The sequence below is a fragment of the Geobacillus sp. LEMMY01 genome (assembly GCF_002042905.1).
Taxonomy (GTDB): Bacteria; Bacillota; Bacilli; order Bacillales; family Anoxybacillaceae; genus Geobacillus; species Geobacillus proteiniphilus.
Map to the genome: position 1 here is coordinate 59,945 of NZ_MVKA01000010.1, position 16,535 is coordinate 76,479.

18 protein-coding genes are annotated in these 16,535 nt (G+C 55.8%); all 18 read left to right on the plus strand.

Translation table 11 applies throughout. From position 1 onward, the window contains the following. Positions 1-18: 18 nt before the first annotated feature. The 18 genes from flhA (at position 19) to dxr (ending at position 16,535) form a co-directional block, all read left to right on the plus strand. Positions 19-2,064: a flagellar biosynthesis protein FlhA gene (flhA, locus tag B1A75_RS06745; protein WP_079935959.1), complete on the plus strand. Its 2,046-nt coding sequence runs from the start codon at positions 19-21 to the stop codon at positions 2,062-2,064. Continuing rightward, the gene (gene flhF / locus B1A75_RS06750; protein WP_074043421.1) at positions 2,061-3,173 is read left to right on the plus strand and encodes a flagellar biosynthesis GTPase FlhF; all 1,113 of its coding nucleotides are present in this window, start codon (positions 2,061-2,063) and stop codon (positions 3,171-3,173) included. The genes flhA and flhF overlap by 4 nt, the downstream gene beginning before the upstream one ends. Next, positions 3,167-4,033: a MinD/ParA family protein gene (locus tag B1A75_RS06755; protein ID WP_079935960.1), complete on the plus strand. Its 867-nt coding sequence runs from the start codon at positions 3,167-3,169 to the stop codon at positions 4,031-4,033. Before flhF ends, B1A75_RS06755 begins: the two co-directional genes overlap by 7 nt. 9 nt (positions 4,034-4,042) lie before the next feature. After that, entirely contained in the window at positions 4,043-5,092 is a 1,050-nt protein-coding gene (locus B1A75_RS06760; protein WP_079935961.1) for a protein-glutamate methylesterase/protein-glutamine glutaminase, read from the plus strand. Between the two features lie 12 nt (positions 5,093-5,104). Then, the gene (locus B1A75_RS06765) at positions 5,105-7,105 is read left to right on the plus strand and encodes a chemotaxis protein CheA (RefSeq protein WP_074043418.1); all 2,001 of its coding nucleotides are present in this window, start codon (positions 5,105-5,107) and stop codon (positions 7,103-7,105) included. A gap of 84 nt (positions 7,106-7,189) precedes the next feature. Next, complete coding sequence (locus B1A75_RS06770) at positions 7,190-7,627, plus strand: chemotaxis protein CheW (protein ID WP_011230743.1); 438 nt, start codon at positions 7,190-7,192, stop codon at positions 7,625-7,627. A 22-nt stretch (positions 7,628-7,649) separates the two neighbouring features. Further along, complete coding sequence (locus B1A75_RS06775; protein WP_011230744.1) at positions 7,650-8,282, plus strand: chemotaxis protein CheC; 633 nt, start codon at positions 7,650-7,652, stop codon at positions 8,280-8,282. Next, positions 8,279-8,776 carry a chemotaxis protein CheD gene (locus B1A75_RS06780; RefSeq protein WP_074043417.1) on the plus strand — a complete coding sequence of 166 codons (498 nt, stop codon included), beginning with the start codon at positions 8,279-8,281 and terminating at the stop codon, positions 8,774-8,776. The genes B1A75_RS06775 and B1A75_RS06780 overlap by 4 nt, the downstream gene beginning before the upstream one ends. 38 nt (positions 8,777-8,814) lie before the next feature. Continuing rightward, positions 8,815-9,570 carry a FliA/WhiG family RNA polymerase sigma factor gene (locus tag B1A75_RS06785; protein WP_079935962.1) on the plus strand — a complete coding sequence of 252 codons (756 nt, stop codon included), beginning with the start codon at positions 8,815-8,817 and terminating at the stop codon, positions 9,568-9,570. A gap of 16 nt (positions 9,571-9,586) precedes the next feature. Further along, positions 9,587-9,832 carry a hypothetical protein gene (locus B1A75_RS06790; protein ID WP_074043415.1) on the plus strand — a complete coding sequence of 82 codons (246 nt, stop codon included), beginning with the start codon at positions 9,587-9,589 and terminating at the stop codon, positions 9,830-9,832. An 8-nt stretch (positions 9,833-9,840) separates the two neighbouring features. Beyond that, positions 9,841-10,458, plus strand: a complete 618-nt coding sequence (locus B1A75_RS06795; RefSeq protein ID WP_074043427.1) for a hypothetical protein — start codon at positions 9,841-9,843, stop codon at positions 10,456-10,458. Positions 10,459-10,618: 160 nt separating this feature from the next. After that, entirely contained in the window at positions 10,619-11,326 is a 708-nt protein-coding gene (gene rpsB, locus B1A75_RS06800) for a 30S ribosomal protein S2 (RefSeq protein ID WP_021322279.1), read from the plus strand. Between the two features lie 157 nt (positions 11,327-11,483). After that, entirely contained in the window at positions 11,484-12,368 is an 885-nt protein-coding gene (gene tsf, locus B1A75_RS06805; protein WP_011230750.1) for a translation elongation factor Ts, read from the plus strand. 68 nt (positions 12,369-12,436) lie between these two features. After that, positions 12,437-13,159: a UMP kinase gene (pyrH, locus tag B1A75_RS06810; RefSeq protein WP_074043414.1), complete on the plus strand. Its 723-nt coding sequence runs from the start codon at positions 12,437-12,439 to the stop codon at positions 13,157-13,159. 2 nt (positions 13,160-13,161) lie between these two features. Further along, positions 13,162-13,719 carry a ribosome recycling factor gene (frr, locus tag B1A75_RS06815; protein WP_011230752.1) on the plus strand — a complete coding sequence of 186 codons (558 nt, stop codon included), beginning with the start codon at positions 13,162-13,164 and terminating at the stop codon, positions 13,717-13,719. An 82-nt stretch (positions 13,720-13,801) separates the two neighbouring features. Continuing rightward, complete coding sequence (locus tag B1A75_RS06820) at positions 13,802-14,575, plus strand: undecaprenyl pyrophosphate synthase (RefSeq protein ID WP_044736897.1); 774 nt, start codon at positions 13,802-13,804, stop codon at positions 14,573-14,575. Continuing rightward, a complete protein-coding gene (locus tag B1A75_RS06825) occupies positions 14,572-15,366 on the plus strand; it encodes a phosphatidate cytidylyltransferase (RefSeq protein WP_033025096.1) in 795 nt (264 codons plus the stop codon). Before B1A75_RS06820 ends, B1A75_RS06825 begins: the two co-directional genes overlap by 4 nt. Before the next feature lie 20 nt (positions 15,367-15,386). After that, on the plus strand, positions 15,387-16,535 hold the full coding sequence (dxr, locus tag B1A75_RS06830) for a 1-deoxy-D-xylulose-5-phosphate reductoisomerase (RefSeq protein ID WP_033025097.1): 1,149 nt from the start codon (positions 15,387-15,389) through the stop codon (positions 16,533-16,535).

Consider the following 16,535-nt stretch of genomic DNA (forward strand, 5'->3'; position numbering starts at 1 on the left):
CAACAAGGAGAGAAAACAATGCAAGCGCAAATCAAAGATTTATCCGTATTGTTTCTTGTCGTGCTCATCGTCGCCATGCTCGTCATCCCGCTGCCGACGTGGCTGTTGAGTGTATTGATCATCATCAATATTTCACTGGCCTTGCTCGTATTGCTGACGGCGATGAACACGAAAGAGCCGCTTGAGTTTTCCATTTTTCCGTCATTGCTTTTAGTGCTGACGTTGTTTCGGCTCGGGCTGAACGTGTCAACCACCCGCTCGATTTTAAGCAAAGGGGAGGCCGGCGGCGTCGTTGAGACGTTCGGGACGTTCGTCGTTGGCGGCGATGTCGTCGTTGGGTTTGTCGTGTTTTTGATTTTGGTCATTATTCAGTTCATTGTCATCACAAAAGGAGCGGAGCGCGTCTCTGAAGTGGCGGCCCGCTTTACGCTCGATGCAATGCCCGGCAAGCAGATGAGCATTGACGCTGATTTAAACGCCGGGATGATTTCGGAGCAAGAAGCCCGGCAGCGGCGGGAAAAAATCGCCCAAGAAGCGGACTTTTACGGCGCGATGGATGGAGCGAGCAAGTTCGTGAAAGGCGACGCCATCGCCAGCATCATTATCGTCGTCATCAACATGCTGTTTGGCATGGTGATCGGCGTCATCGAGCAAGGAATGGACATGGCTGAGGCGGCGAAGCGCTATACGCTTTTGACGGTCGGCGACGGAATCGTCAGCCAAATTCCGGCGCTGTTGATTTCCACGGCGACCGGCATCATCGTCACCCGGGCGGCGTCCGACAGCAACTTGAGCGGCGATATTATGCGCCAGCTGTTCGCCTTTCCGAAAATGTTGTACGTCACGGCAGGAACGATTTTCCTGCTCGGCTTGTTTACGCCGATCAACGACTTGTTGACGATGCCGATTGCGGGGCTGCTGGCGCTTGGCGGCTACCGATTTATCGAGCGGCAAAAGCAAGAAGAAGCGGCATTGGCCGGCCCGGAAGAGGAGATGGCAGCCGCCGACGAATTGAAAAGCCCGGAAAGCGTCATCCAACTGTTGCATATCGATCCGATTGAATTTGAGTTCGGCTATGCGCTCATTCCGCTCGCTGACGCCAATCAAGGCGGCGATTTGCTTGACCGGATCGTCATGATCCGTCGTCAGCTCGCGCTCGAGCTCGGCATCGTCATCCCGGTTGTGCGCATCCGCGACAACATTCAGCTGCAGCCGAATGAATACCGGATCAAAGTGAAAGGCGAGGAAGTGGCGCGCGGCGAGTTGCTGCTTGACCATTATTTGGCGATGAGCCCCGGAGTTGACGACGATTCGATTGATGGCATTGACACCATTGAGCCGGCGTTTGGTCTGCCGGCGAAATGGATTTCCGAGACCGTAAAAGACCGGGCGGAAATGCTTGGCTATACGGTCGTCGACCCGCCATCGGTCGTCTCGACACACTTGACGGAGGTGCTGAAAGCCCATGCCCACGAACTGCTGGGGCGCCAGGAAACGAAGCAGCTGATCGATCATTTAAAAGAATCGTATCCGGTGCTTGTCGACGATGTGACGCCGAATCCGCTGTCTGTCGGCGACGTGCAAAAAGTGCTCGCCAAGCTGCTGAAAGAGAAAGTGTCGATCCGCAACTTGCCGCTCATTTTTGAGGCGCTTGCCGATTTTGCCCGCCTGACCAGCGACACCGATTTGTTGACGGAATACGTCCGCCAAGCGTTGGCTCGGCAAATCACCTCGCAGTACGCCGTGCCGGGCGAGCCGCTGCGCGTCATTACGCTGTCGGGCAGGGCGGAAAAAACGATCGCCGACGCCGTGCAGCAAACAGAGCATGGCCGCTATTTGGCGCTCGAGCCGGCGCGGGCGCAGGCGTTTGTGGAAGCGGTCGCCGCGGCGCTTGAACGCTATCCGTTCGCCGGCCAGACGCCGATTTTGCTCTGCTCCCCGGCGGTGCGCATGTACGTCCGCCAGCTGACCGAGCGCCATTTTCCGACTGTTCCGGTGCTGTCGTACAACGAGCTTGAAGCGGATGTCGAAGTTCAAAGCGTGGGGATGGTGGAAATCGAATGAAAGTGAAAAAATTTGTCGCCCCGTCCATGAACGAAGCGATGAAAATGGTTCGCGCTGAACTTGGCCGCGACGCCGTCATTTTGCACTCGAAAGTCGTGCAGACCGGCGGATTTTTCGGTCTGTTTGCGAAAAAAAAGATCGAAGTGTTGGCTGGCGTCGATCCGGATCCACTGCCGCTGCGCCAGCCGGATGCCGCCGCGTCCTTTGCCCCTTTGCCGGCGGCCGAGCGGGAGGAAGACGGCTCGCTTGCCCGTGAGATCGAGGAAGTCAAGGCGCTCATCCGTCAGTTCAACGCCCGCTCGTCTTCGCTGCTATATCCTCCGCCGCTTGCGGAAGCGGAACGGCGCCTCGTTCGGCAAGGGATGGCGGATGTGTACGTCCGCCAAGTGATGGATCGCCTGCTTGAACGGTGGTATGCCGACAAAGACGGCCGGTCGCCCGCTGCGGTCTCCGCCTGGACGAAAGAAGCGGTGCGCGATCTATTGTCGACGCTTCCGTTTGTCAAAACAGCGGAGCAAAAAAAGTATATGATTTTGCTTGGCCCGACCGGGGTCGGAAAAACGACAACGCTCGCCAAAATGGCGGGGCGCGCCGTCCTCGAGCAAGGAAAAAAAGTCGGGTTCATCACGGCCGACACGTATCGGATCGCCGCCATCGACCAACTGAAGACGTATGCCGACATTTTGCACGCTCCGTTGGAAGTATGCTACAATGCCGACGATTTTCGGACGGCGAAGCGGAAATTGGCCGGCTGCGATCTCGTGTTCGTCGATACGGCTGGCCGCAACTTCCGCAACCCGCAATACGTGGATGAACTGCAGCAAACGCTCGAGTTTGACAGCGAAACGGAAACGTTTCTTGTATTCGCCGCCACCGGAAAGTATGACGATATGAAAACCATTTACAACCACTTTTCCCGCCTGCCGATCGATCGGCTGATCGTGACGAAGCTCGATGAGACGGACTCGTTTGGAACGATCGTCAATGTGTTGCTTGACAGCCGGCTTGCCGCCGCCTATTTCACGAACGGGCAAAATGTGCCGGACGACATGGTGGAAGCGTCCGCAGACCGGCTCGTTCATCTGCTGTTTGGGGCGGAGCGATGGTGAGCGATCAAGCAGAACGGCTGCGCTATGAGCTGGGCCGCCGGCTGACGCCGGCGGCGGGGCCGCGGACCATCGCGGTGACGAGCGGGAAAGGCGGAGTCGGCAAGTCAAACCTTTCGCTCAATTTTTCGCTGTCGCTCTCGAAGCTCGGGTTTCGCGTCTTGCTGCTTGATATGGACATCGGCATGGGCAACATCGACATTTTGCTCGGCCAGTCGTCGCCATTGACGTTGGCGGATTGGTTTTCCGCGCGGTTGCCGCTCGCAGAGCTGGTAAAAAGCGGACCGGAGCATCTATCGTATATTGCTGGGGGGACGGGCGCCGCGCAATGGTTGAGTGTCGATCGATCCGCTATCGACTATTTGTTGGCCGAGCTGCAGACGGTGGCGTCGCGATATGATTATCTCATTTTCGATATGGGGGCGGGTGCCTCAGAAGAACGATTGTATTTTTTAAAGTCCGTCGACGATGTGTTTATTGTCACGACGCCGGAGCCGACCGCGATGACGGATGCGTACGCCATGATGAAATATATGCACACCGCCGGCAGCGAGGCGCCGTTTTCCGTCATCGTCAACCGCGCCGGCAGCGAGCGGGAAGGATATGGCGTCTTTTCGCGCCTGCAGCATGCCGCCAGCCGGTTTTTCCATAAAGACATCGCCTTGCTTGGCGTCGTTCCTGAAGACCGGACTGTCGCGCGCTGTGTCGTCCGGCAAACGCCGTTTGTTCTCTTTGATCCGGCGGCGAAGGCGAGCCGGGCAGTGCGTCAAATGGCATGCCGCTATGCGGCGGGAGGAGAAAAAGAGCCGGAGCGGGCTCCCCGCTTTTTTGCGAAGCTGCGTCAACTTTTGCTAGAAAGGTAGAGACGGAAAATGAAGACGATCAAGGTGCTTGTCGTCGATGACTCGGCGTTTATGCGCAAATGGATCAGTGATTTTTTGTCCGAACATCCGCGCCTCGAAGTCATCGGAACAGCTCGCAACGGCCGGGAGGCGCTCGACAAAATCGCCGCCCTAAGGCCGGATGTTGTGACGCTTGATGTGGAAATGCCGGTCATGAACGGACTCGAAACGTTGCAGCGCATCATGCGGGACCATCCCGTGCCGGTCGTCATGGTGTCAAGCACGACGACCGAAGGGGCGGAAAACACGATCGCCGCCATGCAGTACGGGGCGGTCGACTTTGTCGCCAAGCCGTCCGGACCGATTTCGCTTGATTTGTACAAAGTGAAGGACGAGCTGATTGGCAAAGTGTTGCACGCGAGCGAAGCGAACGTGGCTGCCTTGACTGCCCCGCGCCGCCAACGTCCGTCTTGGCGCCCATCGTTCAAAGCGGCGGCGCGGCCGCAACAGGCCATCGTCGCTGTCGGCACTTCCACCGGCGGCCCGCGCGCGCTCGAGACGGTGCTGACGCAGCTTCCGCCCGATCTAGCCGCTCCGGTCGTCGCTGTCCAGCATATGCCAAAAGGATTTACGACATCGCTCGCCAACCGGCTTGATGCGCTCGCCGCGATCACGGTCAAGGAGGCGGAAGACGGGGAAGTGCTGCGGAATGGCACCGCCTATATCGCGCCAGGCGGCATCCATCTCATCGTTCGCGAAGAAGGCGGCGCGCTGAAAGCCCGCTTCGACGAATCGCCGCCGCGCGCCGGCCATCGTCCGGCTGTTGACGTGTTGTTCGAGTCGCTCGCTGCCATTCGCCGCTGTCGGAAAATCGCGGTGATCATGACCGGGATGGGAAGCGACGGAACGGCGGGGTTGAAAAAGCTGAAGGAAAGCGGGAACACAAAAGCGATCGCGGAAGCGCGCGAGACAGCCGTTGTCTTTGGGATGCCAAGGGCGGCGATCGAGGCTGGCGTCGTTGATGTCATCGCTCCGCTTGACAGCATCGCCGCCGCCATCGTCCAATCGATCGGGGAGTAAGGGGGAAACGGCATGGACATGAGCCAATATTTGGATTTGTTTATTGATGAAAGCAAAGAACATTTGCAGGCAATCAACGAGCGGCTGTTGGAACTTGAAAAAACTCCGGAGGACATGTCTGTGGTGAACGATATTTTCCGTTCGGCCCATACGTTGAAAGGCATGTCCGCCACGATGGGATTTGAAGATTTGGCCAATTTGACGCACCAAATGGAAAACGTGCTCGATGGCATCCGCAATCGGCGGCTTTCCGTTACCCCGGAATTGCTTGACGTCATTTTTGAGGCCGTCGACCATTTGGAGGCGATGATCAGCTCCATCGCTGCAGGCGGCGACGGAACGCGCGATGTAAGGGGAACAGTCGAACAGCTGAAACGAATCGAGCAAGGGGAAATGCCGAACAAGCAGGCAGCAAGGGAAGAACCGCCCCTTGAACATGCGTATGGAGAATTTGAATACCACGTGCTCGAGCAGGCGAAGGAGCAGGGATTTTCCGTCTACGAAATCCGTGTTCGGCTTCGCGATGATTGCTTGTTGAAAGCGGCGCGCGTCTATATGGTGTTTGAACAGCTGAATGAAGTCGGAGAAATTGTGAAAGCAACGCCGCCGGTCGAGATGCTGGAGGAAGAACAGTTTGACCGGGAGTTTCTCGTTACGGTCGTATCCAAAGCGCCAGCCGATGAGTTGCAAAAGCGGCTGATGGGCATTTCGGAAATTGATGAGGTCAAGGTGTCTATGCTATCGATCGGCGAACCGTCGGCAGAAAGCGAGAAAGCGGCTGCGCCCCAACAACCGGCCGCTATGGAGCAGGCGGCGGCCGTTCAGGCCGAAGCAGAGGCGCCGGAAAAACAAACAGCGAAACAGGCGACGAAAACGATCCGCGTCAACATTGAACGGCTCGATCGGTTGATGAACTTATTTGAAGAATTGGTTGTCGACCGCGGTCGGCTTGAGCAAATTTCCCGCGAGCTGAACCATGCCGAATTGACGGAAACGGTCGAGCGGATGTCTCGCATCTCGAGCGATTTGCAGACGATCATTTTAAATATGCGCATGGTGCCGGTCGAAACGGTGTTCAACCGCTTCCCGCGCATGGTGCGCCAGCTCGCCCGCGAGCTCGGCAAAAAGGTGCGCCTTGACATCATCGGCGCGGATACGGAGCTTGACCGGACGGTGATCGATGAAATCGGCGACCCGCTTGTCCATTTGATCCGCAATGCGCTCGACCACGGCATCGAAGCGCCGGACGTCCGGGCGGCGCGCGGAAAGCCGGAAGAAGGGACTGTTCAATTGCGAGCGTACCATAGCGGCAACCATGTCTTTATTGAAATCGAGGATGACGGCGCCGGCATTTCCCGGGAGAAGGTGCTGCAAAAGGCGAAAAGCCGCGGCATTGTCTCGCCGCAGGCGGCGGAGCATTTGAACGATCAGCAAATTTACGAGCTTATTTTCGCTCCCGGCTTTTCGACCGCTGAGCAAGTTTCTGACATTTCCGGCCGCGGCGTCGGTTTGGATGTCGTCAAAAGCACGATTGAGTCGCTCGGCGGCACCGTTTCGGTCGATTCGCAGCCTGGAAAAGGGTCGCTCTTTTCGATTCAGCTGCCGCTCACATTGTCGATCATTTCTGTGTTGCTCGTTCAAATCGCCGAGGAAACGTACGCGATTCCGCTGTCATCGATCATTGAGACGGCGCTGGTGAAAAAGGAAGAGATTTTTTCCGCCCACAACCAGCCGGTCATCGATTTTCGCGGCAAAATCGTGCCGCTCGTCCGCCTGAAAGACGTCTTCGCTGTTCCTGGAGCGGCCGATGACGAAGATGCGGTGGCGGTCGTGATCGTCCGGAAAGGGGAAAAACTGGCGGCGCTGGCGGTCGACTCGTTTATCGGGCAGCAAGAAGTTGTGTTGAAATCGCTAGGAAACTATTTATCTTCGGTTTTTGCCATCTCGGGGGCGACGATTTTAGGAGACGGCCGAGTGGCGCTGATTATCGACTGCAACGCGCTCGTGAAGTAGGAGATGGCCGCGTCGGTGCGGGGGGCGCCTATGGCGTTGATCTGCCGTTTTCAGTGGCATGTCGAAAAAAAGGGGGAGGATTGGATGACGGCCAGCGTGCAAGCAGACTGGAAAGTGATTGCGTTTCGCCTGAAAGAAGAAGAATATGCTCTGCCGGTGCAGCATGTCCGTTCAATCGAGAAAATGCAGCCGATCACGCGCGTGCCGGGGACGGCCCATTATGTAAAAGGGGTCATCAACTTGCGCGGTGTTGTGACGCCGATCATCGATTTGCGCGAGCGGTTCGGGTTTGCCCCCGAACCATATGGGGAGCAGACGCGGATCATTATCGTTGCTCTTGAGGATATGGAAGTCGGGCTCATCGTCGATGCCGCGAATGATGTCCTTGATCTGCCGGCGGAAAGCATCGAACCGCCGCCAGAGGCAATTGGCTCCGTTGAGGCAAGTTACATCGACGGCGTGGCGAAAGTGGAGAATCGGCTCCTCATTTTGCTCGATTTGGCGAAAGTGCTCGACCGATAACCCGTGGAGAGGAGCGTTGACATTGGACGATATTCGCAACTTGACGGGGATGCATATTGACATTTTGCGCGAAATCGGCAACATTGGCGCCGGCAACGCGGCGACGGCTTTGTCGACGTTGCTAAACAAAAAAATTGAAATGGCGGTGCCGCGCGTTCAAATTGCGACGTTTGCCGAAATGATGGAATCAATCGGTGGACCGGAACAAGTAGTGGCGTGCGTCTATTTGCGCATCGAAGGAGAAGCGCCGGGAAACATGTTTTTCGTGCTGCCGCCTGAACAGGCTGAACGGTTTGTCCGCCGGATGATTGGCGATGACTCATTTTCGTTTCAAGGAGAAGCCCATGAGCTTGGCTGCTCGGCGCTTCAGGAGCTCGGCAATATTTTAGCCGGCTCGTATTTGTCGGCATTGGCTGACTTTACGCGGCTCAACTTGCACCCGTCCGTGCCGGCATTGGCCATCGACATGATTGGAGCTGTGCTGTCGTTCGGATTGCTTGAGCTGTCGCGTGTTGGCGATTACGCCATTTTGATTGACACAGCCATTTACGATGAACGGCGCCCGGATGAAAGCATCAACGGCCATTTCTTTCTTCTACCTGACCCCGAGTCGTTTTCCACCATCTTTCGAGCGCTAGGTGTGGATGGTCTATGAGCACAGCGCAGGCTGTCAAAATCGGCATTGCGGAAATGGAGGTCGTCATAGCGCCGAATGTCATCCGCACATGCGGACTCGGGTCGTGCGTCGGTGTCGTCATTTACGATGCAGGCAAGGCGGTTGCCGGCATGGCGCATGTCATGCTTCCGCATTCCTCGATGGCGCGCGGCGGAGTCATCAATGCGGCCAAATACGCTGATACGGCGGTCGAGGCGCTCGCTCAGCTCGTCATTGCCGCCGGCGGGCGGAAAGGGATGCTGAAAGCGAAGCTGGCCGGCGGGGCGCAAATGTTTTCGTTTTCGACAGCTGGCGGCGATATGATGCGCATCGGCGCGCGCAATGTGGAGGAAGTGAAAAAGCAGCTCGAGCGGCTTCACATTCCGGTCGTCGCCGAAGATGTCGGGGGCCATAGCGGCCGCACGATCGAATTTAATCCGCAGACGGGCGTGCTCTCCATCCGCACCGCCGCTCAAGAAATAAAGGAAATATGACCGGGATGCGCCGTTTCCGCAAGGCAAGGGGGAGAATGATGGGAAGCGCGCTAAAAGGCGAAGAACGGAAATACTGGGATGAATGGATCAACGGCCGTGACCGCCACGCGGCCGAGGAGCTGGTGCAGCGCTATATGCCGCTTGTTTTCTACCACGTGCAGCGGCTTTCGGCGACGCTGCCGAGCTCCGTGCCGAAAGACGAGCTCGTCAGCCTTGGACTCGTCGGCTTATACGATGCGTTGGAAAAATTTGATCCATCGCGTGATTTGAAGTTCGACACGTACGCCTCGTTCCGCATCCGCGGCGCCATCTTAGACGGCTTGCGCAAAGAAGACTGGCTGCCGCGCAGCATGCGCGATAAGGCAAAAAAAATTGAGGAAGCTATCGAGCGGCTCGAACAGCGGCATATGCGATCGGTGACGGCGAAAGAGATCGCCGCTGAGCTCGGGATGACAGAAGAGGAAGTGCAGGCGGCGGCGAGTGAAACGTTTTTTTCCCATTGGCTGCCGCTCGGGCAGACGACCGTCGACGAAGACGAAGGACTGCTTTCGGTTCGCGACGACCGCGCTCCGCTTCCCGAGGAGCAAATCGTCAAGCAGGAAATGATCGAAAAGCTGGCTGAAGCCATCGGACAGCTGAATGAAAAAGAACAGCTCGTCATCAGTTTGTTTTACAAAGAGGAGCTGACGTTTACAGAAATCGGGAGCCTTTTGCATTTGTCGACATCAAGAATTTCGCAAATTCATGCGAAAGCGCTTTGGAAACTGCGCCGCTTTTTTGCAAAAGAGCAATGAGGGGAGAGAAAAAGCGATGGACATCCAGCTTCCAGCATTGCAAAGCGTCATGCCGAAAGCGCCCGACGCGGAAAGGATTCAGGCCTCGACGCAACAACACTCATATGCGGTGCAGGCGCAAATGGCAACTGCCGGTGAAAAGCGGGCGGAGCGTGCGCGCCGTCGGGTGACGGATAAACGAACGAGCGCCCGCCTCGAGGGGGAGGCGTCCCGTTTTGGAGGACACCCTTATAAAGGAAAAACGATCGACATTCAAGGATAGTGAACATCATGATGGCATTTTGGCTAACGATCAGTTTGCTGCTGCACGCCTTGTCGTTTTGGTTGATCATTGTGCTTTTCCTCCGTCTGTCGCGGCTTGGCGAGGCGGAGCGGCGGGCCGAGGAGATCGAGGAAGCAATGACCGCTTATCTCGCCGCCTGGAAGGAAGAAAACGAGCGCTTTTTGGCTGAGCTTGACTCATTGCTTGGCAGCGGAGCGGCTCCATTGGTTTCTGCACCGGAAACGAACAGTGCGCCCAGTGTGCAACGGGGCACGAGCGGGGAAGAGACGGCGTCTATGCCGGGGGCAGGAGGCGGTGAAATCGGAGCGGGGTTCGAAAAGCGAACGGCGGAAGCAAAAAAGGGAGAAAACGAGCCGGCGGAGCGGGGAGAAACCCGAAAACGCGCAGAAACAAGCCGCCCAAGCGCCGCTCCGGGCTATTTTCCAGACATCGGAGCGGTCAAGGATGTGCTCGAACTTTCATTCACCCGACCAGCCGACGCGAGTGAGCTCGCTCGCCGTCTATATGCGGAAGGGGCGACGGTTGAAGAAATTGCCAAACAGCTCGGCAAAGGGAAAACGGAAGTCGAGCTATGGCTCAAATTTGCGCAAAAAACGGATCAATAGGCGAATAACAGCTTGATTGCGGCTGATAGTTGTGATATATTTTTCATGGTGTGAATACACACGCCTGATGATTTCAGCAACGGTGCTGGCTCAGCCAGTCTTGCTGAAAGATGAGGCAGGCGGAGGACCAAAAACCACTAAGGAAACAGGAGGAGCATACATGTCGGTTATTTCGATGAAACAACTGCTTGAAGCTGGCGTCCACTTTGGACATCAGACGCGCCGTTGGAACCCGAAAATGAAAAAATACATTTTCACGGAGCGCAACGGCATCTATATCATCGACTTGCAAAAAACGGTGAAAAAAGTCGAGGAAGCATACAACTTCGTTCGCGAATTGGCGGCGAACGGCGGCAAAATTTTGTTCGTCGGCACGAAAAAGCAAGCGCAAGAGTCGGTGAAGGAAGAAGCGGAACGCTGCGGTATGTTTTACGTCAACCAACGCTGGCTCGGCGGCACGTTGACGAACTTCGCCACGATCCAAAAACGGATCAAACGGCTGCGCGAAATTGAAAAAATGGAAGAAGACGGCGTATTTGACGTTCTGCCGAAAAAAGAAGTCATCGGCTTGAAAAAAGAAAAAGAGCGTCTTGAGAAGTTTTTGGGCGGCATCAAAGACATGAAAGAGCTGCCGGATGCGTTGTTTGTCATCGACCCGCGCAAAGAGCGGATCGCGGTGGCGGAGGCGCGCAAGCTGAACATCCCGATCATCGGCATCGTCGACACGAACTGCGATCCGGATGAAATTGACTATGTCATTCCGGCCAACGACGACGCCATCCGCGCCGTCAAGCTGTTGACTTCAAAAATCGCCGATGCAGTGCTTGAAGCGAAACAAGGCGAAGAAGCGGCCGTCGCGGCAGAGTAACGATGCTCAAGAAAGGTGATAAGAGGGGAAAGCCTTTTATCACCTTTTTTTGAGACAGAAATGAGCAACTTTTGGCTATACTAACGAATAAGGGCAAAACGGGGAGCCGCTGCCGGCACCGATACATATACGGGACAATGAGAAGGAGGATTTTTTTATGGCGATTACAGCACAAATGGTGAAAGAACTGCGCGAAAAAACAGGCGCAGGCATGATGGACTGCAAAAAGGCGCTCACCGAAACGAACGGTGACATGGAGAAAGCGATCGACTGGCTGCGCGAAAAAGGGATTGCCAAAGCGGCGAAAAAAGCGGACCGCATCGCGGCCGAAGGAATGGCGTACATCGCGGTGGAAGGCAATACCGCCGTCATTTTGGAAGTGAACTCGGAAACGGACTTCGTTGCGAAAAACGAAGCATTCCAAACGCTTGTCAAAGAGCTGGCCGCCCACTTGCTGAAACAAAAGCCGGCTTCGCTTGACGAAGCGCTCGGTCAAACGATGGACAACGGTTCGACCGTTCAAGACTACATCAACGAAGCGATCGCCAAAATTGGTGAAAAAATTACGCTTCGCCGCTTTGCCGTCGTCAATAAAGCGGACGGCGAAACGTTCGGTGCGTACTTGCACATGGGTGGGCGCATCGGCGTATTAACGTTATTAGCCGGCAATGCGAGCGAAGACGTCGCCAAAGATGTCGCCATGCACATTGCTGCGCTTCATCCGAAATACGTCTCGCGCGACGACGTGCCGCAGGAAGAGATCGCGCATGAGCGCGAAGTGTTGAAGCAGCAAGCCTTAAACGAAGGCAAGCCGGAAAAAATCGTTGAAAAAATGGTCGAAGGCCGGTTGAACAAGTTTTACGAAGACGTCTGCCTGCTCGAGCAAGCGTTTGTGAAAAACCCGGATGTGACGGTGCGCCAATACGTCGAATCGAACGGAGCAACAGTCAAGCAGTTCATCCGTTACGAAGTCGGCGAAGGGCTCGAAAAACGCCAAGACAATTTTGCAGAAGAAGTGATGAGCCAAGTCAGAAAACAATGACGGACCGCAACAGGGAACACGCGCGTGTTCCCTGTTTTTCAAAGTGATTCGCATCATGGAGGTTGGACATGGAACAGCCAAAATACAAACGCGTCGTGTTAAAGTTGAGCGGAGAAGCGCTCGCCGGAAAGCAAGGGTTTGGCATTCATCCGGCGGTCATTCAGTCGATCGCCAAACAAGTGAAAGAAGTCGTTGAACTGGGCGTCGAGGTCGCCATCGTCGTCGGCGGCGGCAACATTTGGCGTGGAAAAACAGGAAGCGAAATGGGCATGGACCGGGCGACGGCCGATTACATGGGCATGTTGGCGACGGTGATGAACGCCCTCGCCTTGCAGGACAGCCTTGAGCAGCTCGGCGTGGAAACACGGGTGCAAACATCGATTGAAATGCGGCAAGTGGCTGAACCGTACATTCGCCGCCGGGCGATTCGCCATCTTGAGAAAAAACGAGTTGTCATTTTCGCCGCCGGCACAGGCAACCCGTACTTTTCGACCGATACGACCGCGGCGCTCAGGGCGGCGGAAATCGAGGCGGACGTCATTTTAATGGCGAAAAACAACGTCGATGGCGTCTACAGCGCCGACCCGAACGTCGACGCCAATGCGGTCAAATACGATGAGCTGTCGTACTTGGACGTCATCAAGCAAGGGCTCGGCGTCATGGATTCGACTGCTTCCTCGCTTTGCATGGACAACAACATTCCGCTCATCGTCTTCTCGATTATGGAAGAAGGCAATATTAAACGCGCTGTGTTAGGTGAAAACATCGGAACGATCGTAAGGGGGAAATAACGATGGCAAAGCAAGTGATCCAACAGGCGAAAGAAAAGATGGATAAAGCGGTGCAAGCGTTCACCCGCGAGCTGGCAAGCATTCGCGCCGGACGGGCGAACGCAGGGCTGCTTGAGAAAGTAACCGTTGACTATTACGGCGTGCCGACGCCAATCAACCAACTGGCCTCCATCAGTGTGCCGGAAGCGCGGCTGCTTGTCATTCAGCCGTACGACAAATCGGCCATTAAAGAAATGGAAAAAGCGATTTTAGCATCGGATTTAGGGCTGACGCCATCGAATGACGGATCGGTCATTCGTCTTGTCATTCCGCCGCTCACCGAGGAACGGCGCCGCGAGCTCGCGAAGCTTGTCAAAAAGTATTCAGAAGATGCGAAAGTCGCGGTGCGCAACATCCGCCGCGATGCGAACGATGAATTGAAAAAACTCGAGAAAAACGGCGAGATTACGGAAGATGAGCTCCGCAGCTACACGGACGAAGTGCAAAAGCTGACCGATGACCACATCGCCAAAATTGACGCCATCACAAAAGAAAAAGAAAAAGAAGTGATGGAAGTATAGGCAAAACCATGCAAACCCTCTATGTTGATGGAGGGTTTTTTTGCTATAATGGAAAGGCAAAACACGATCCCGGAGGACTCGTATGTTCAATAAAATGCGAAAAACAAAAGAGAAAGACGTCCCGGTGACGAAAGAAGAGGTGCTCAGGCATCCGGTGCCGAACCACGTCGCCATCATTATGGACGGAAACGGGAGATGGGCGAAAAAGCGGGCGCTGCCGAGGGCGGCCGGCCATTACGAAGGCATGCAGGTTGTGCGCAAAATCACTCGTTTTGCGAATGAGCTGGGGATTCAGATTTTGTCGCTTTACGCATTTTCGACAGAAAATTGGAAACGTCCGAAAAGTGAAGTCGATTATTTGATGAAGCTGCCGGAACAGTTTTTGACGACGTTTCTTCCCGAGCTCGTGGCCGAAAATGTCAAAGTGCAAGTGATTGGCCATACGGAGGCGCTGCCCGATCATACGCGCCGGGCGGTCGAGAAAGCCGTGGAGGAAACAAGCGGCAACACCGGCCTCGTGTTAAACTTTGCCCTTAATTATGGAAGCCGGGCGGAAATCACTGCCGCCGTAAAGCAGATCGCCAAAGACGTCGAACGCGGGATGCTCGCGCCGGAAGACATCACCGAGCCGCTCATTTCCTCGTACTTGATGACGAGCGGGCTCGCTGACCCTGACTTGCTCATCCGTACGAGCGGGGAGATTCGCTTGAGCAATTTCATGCTTTGGCAGTTGGCGTATACGGAACTTTGGTTTACGGATGTCTTATGGCCGGATTTTACGGAGCAACATTTCTTAGAGGCGATTGCCGCTTACCAGCGGCGCGACCGCCGATTTGGAGGAGTGTCAGCGCGATGAAGCAGCGAATCATCACCGGAGTCATAGCGGCGGCGCTCTTTTTGCCGATTGTTATTTTTGGCGGATTTCCGTTTATAATAGTAACATATATATTGGCCACGATTGGGCTGTTTGAATTGTTGCGGATGAAAGGGATGCACCCGTTGTCGTTTGTCGGGGCGGCTGGATTGATCGCCCTTTGGCTGTTGCTCGTTCCCGCCCGTTACGGCGGCGAGTGGTTGGCGTCTGGGACCGCCAAATTTGGCGTGCTCGCCGCTTTGGCTTTTTTGCTGCTTGTCGGTACGGTCGTGACGAAAAATGCGCTCTCGTTCGATGAGGCGGCGTTTGTCGTTTTGGCGGTCGTCTATGTCGGCGTAGGGTTTTTCTGTTTCGGCGCTGTTCGTTTGGTTGGGTTCGTGTACTTCGTTTATGCCTTGTTTGTCATTTGGGCGACTGACATTGGGGCGTATTTCTTTGGCCGCGCGTTTGGCCGGCGCAAGCTATGGCCGGAGATCAGCCCAAAAAAAACGGTGGAAGGCGCCATCGGCGGCATCGCTTCCGCGGCTGTTGTCGCTGCGATTTACGAGTGGGCGGCGGCGCCGTTTGGCAGTTTGGCGGCCGCGCTTGGCGTCGCGTTGCTGCTGTCGGCGTTCGGTCAGCTCGGCGATTTGATCGAATCGGCATTTAAGCGCCATTACGGCGTCAAAGATTCCGGGGCGATTTTGCCGGGACATGGCGGCATTTTAGACCGGTTTGACAGCTTGCTGTTCGTGCTGCCGCTGTTGTACATATTGCTTGAAATCGCACGATAAGTGGGTGAGGAGTGAAACGATTGAAATATATTAGTATATTAGGGGCGAGCGGATCGATCGGCACACAGACGCTCGATGTCATCCGCGCCCATCCGGACGAATTCCGCTTGGCCGCCGCATCGGTCGGGAAAAATATCGAGGCGGCGAGGCGGCTGATCGCTGAATTTTCCCCAAGTCTTGTCGCCGTCGCTGACCGCGATGCGTATGAAGTGCTCTCTCGCGAGTACCGCGGGCGGACGGCGATCGTGTACGGGGAGGAAGGATTGATTGAAGCGGCCGTTTGCCCACAAGCCGATGTTGTCGTCACCGCCGTCGTCGGCAGCGTCGGCCTCGTGCCGACGCTGAAGGCGATTGAAGCGGGAAAAGCGATCGCCCTCGCCAACAAAGAGACGCTCGTTGTCGCCGGACATCTCGTCATGGCTGCAGCCAAGCGGCGCGGCGTGCCGCTGTTGCCGGTTGACAGCGAACATTCCGCCATTTTTCAATGTCTGCAAGGAGAAAAGATTGAACAAGTTGACAAACTCATTCTGACCGCATCCGGCGGCAGCTTCCGCGACAAGACGCGCCGAGAGCTCGCTCATGTGACGGTCGAGGAGGCGCTCCGCCATCCGAACTGGTCGATGGGGGCAAAAATTACGATTGATTCGGCGACAATGATGAATAAAGGGTTTGAGGTCATTGAGGCTCATTGGCTGTTCGGGCTGCCGTATGAGCGGATCGAGGTCGTTTTGCATCGAGAAAGCATCATCCATTCGCTCGTTGCGTTTCGCGATACAAGCGTGTTGGCCCAGCTCGGCGAGCCGGATATGCGCGTTCCGATCCAATATGCGCTTGCGTATCCAAAGCGGTTGCCGCTCCCGTCCGCCAAGCCGCTTGATTTAATCTCGCTTGGGGCGCTCCATTTCGCCCCGGTTGATTTCGACCGCTATCGCTGTTTGCGTCTCGCCTATGAGGCTGGCAAGCGCGGCGGCTCGCTGCCGACGGTGTTGAATGCGGCCAATGAGGAGGCGGTGGCGGCGTTTTTAGCCGGGCGCATTCCATTTTTGGCCATCGAGGAGTGGATTGAACGCGCGCTCGAGCGCCATCGGCCAGTGAGCGATCCGCAGCTTGAGGACATTCGCGAAATCGATGCGGACGCGCGCGCCTACGTTCGCTCACTACTATCATAA

What these genes read in the sequence shown, in the direction of transcription:
- flhA (WP_079935959.1), top strand. Translation starts at nt 19, where the DNA reads ATGCAAGCGCAAATCAAAGATTTATCCGTATTGTTTCTTGTCGTGCTC.
- flhF (WP_074043421.1), top strand. Translation starts at nt 2,061, where the DNA reads ATGAAAGTGAAAAAATTTGTCGCCCCGTCCATGAACGAAGCGATGAAA.
- B1A75_RS06755 (WP_079935960.1), top strand. Translation starts at nt 3,167, where the DNA reads ATGGTGAGCGATCAAGCAGAACGGCTGCGCTATGAGCTGGGCCGCCGG.
- B1A75_RS06760 (WP_079935961.1), top strand. Translation starts at nt 4,043, where the DNA reads ATGAAGACGATCAAGGTGCTTGTCGTCGATGACTCGGCGTTTATGCGC.
- B1A75_RS06765 (WP_074043418.1), top strand. Translation starts at nt 5,105, where the DNA reads ATGGACATGAGCCAATATTTGGATTTGTTTATTGATGAAAGCAAAGAA.
- B1A75_RS06770 (WP_011230743.1), top strand. Translation starts at nt 7,190, where the DNA reads ATGACGGCCAGCGTGCAAGCAGACTGGAAAGTGATTGCGTTTCGCCTG.
- B1A75_RS06780 (WP_074043417.1), top strand. Translation starts at nt 8,279, where the DNA reads ATGAGCACAGCGCAGGCTGTCAAAATCGGCATTGCGGAAATGGAGGTC.
- B1A75_RS06785 (WP_079935962.1), top strand. Translation starts at nt 8,815, where the DNA reads ATGGGAAGCGCGCTAAAAGGCGAAGAACGGAAATACTGGGATGAATGG.
- B1A75_RS06790 (WP_074043415.1), top strand. Translation starts at nt 9,587, where the DNA reads ATGGACATCCAGCTTCCAGCATTGCAAAGCGTCATGCCGAAAGCGCCC.
- B1A75_RS06795 (WP_074043427.1), top strand. Translation starts at nt 9,841, where the DNA reads ATGATGGCATTTTGGCTAACGATCAGTTTGCTGCTGCACGCCTTGTCG.
- rpsB (WP_021322279.1), top strand. Translation starts at nt 10,619, where the DNA reads ATGTCGGTTATTTCGATGAAACAACTGCTTGAAGCTGGCGTCCACTTT.
- tsf (WP_011230750.1), top strand. Translation starts at nt 11,484, where the DNA reads ATGGCGATTACAGCACAAATGGTGAAAGAACTGCGCGAAAAAACAGGC.
- pyrH (WP_074043414.1), top strand. Translation starts at nt 12,437, where the DNA reads ATGGAACAGCCAAAATACAAACGCGTCGTGTTAAAGTTGAGCGGAGAA.
- frr (WP_011230752.1), top strand. Translation starts at nt 13,162, where the DNA reads ATGGCAAAGCAAGTGATCCAACAGGCGAAAGAAAAGATGGATAAAGCG.
- B1A75_RS06820 (WP_044736897.1), top strand. Translation starts at nt 13,802, where the DNA reads ATGTTCAATAAAATGCGAAAAACAAAAGAGAAAGACGTCCCGGTGACG.
- B1A75_RS06825 (WP_033025096.1), top strand. Translation starts at nt 14,572, where the DNA reads ATGAAGCAGCGAATCATCACCGGAGTCATAGCGGCGGCGCTCTTTTTG.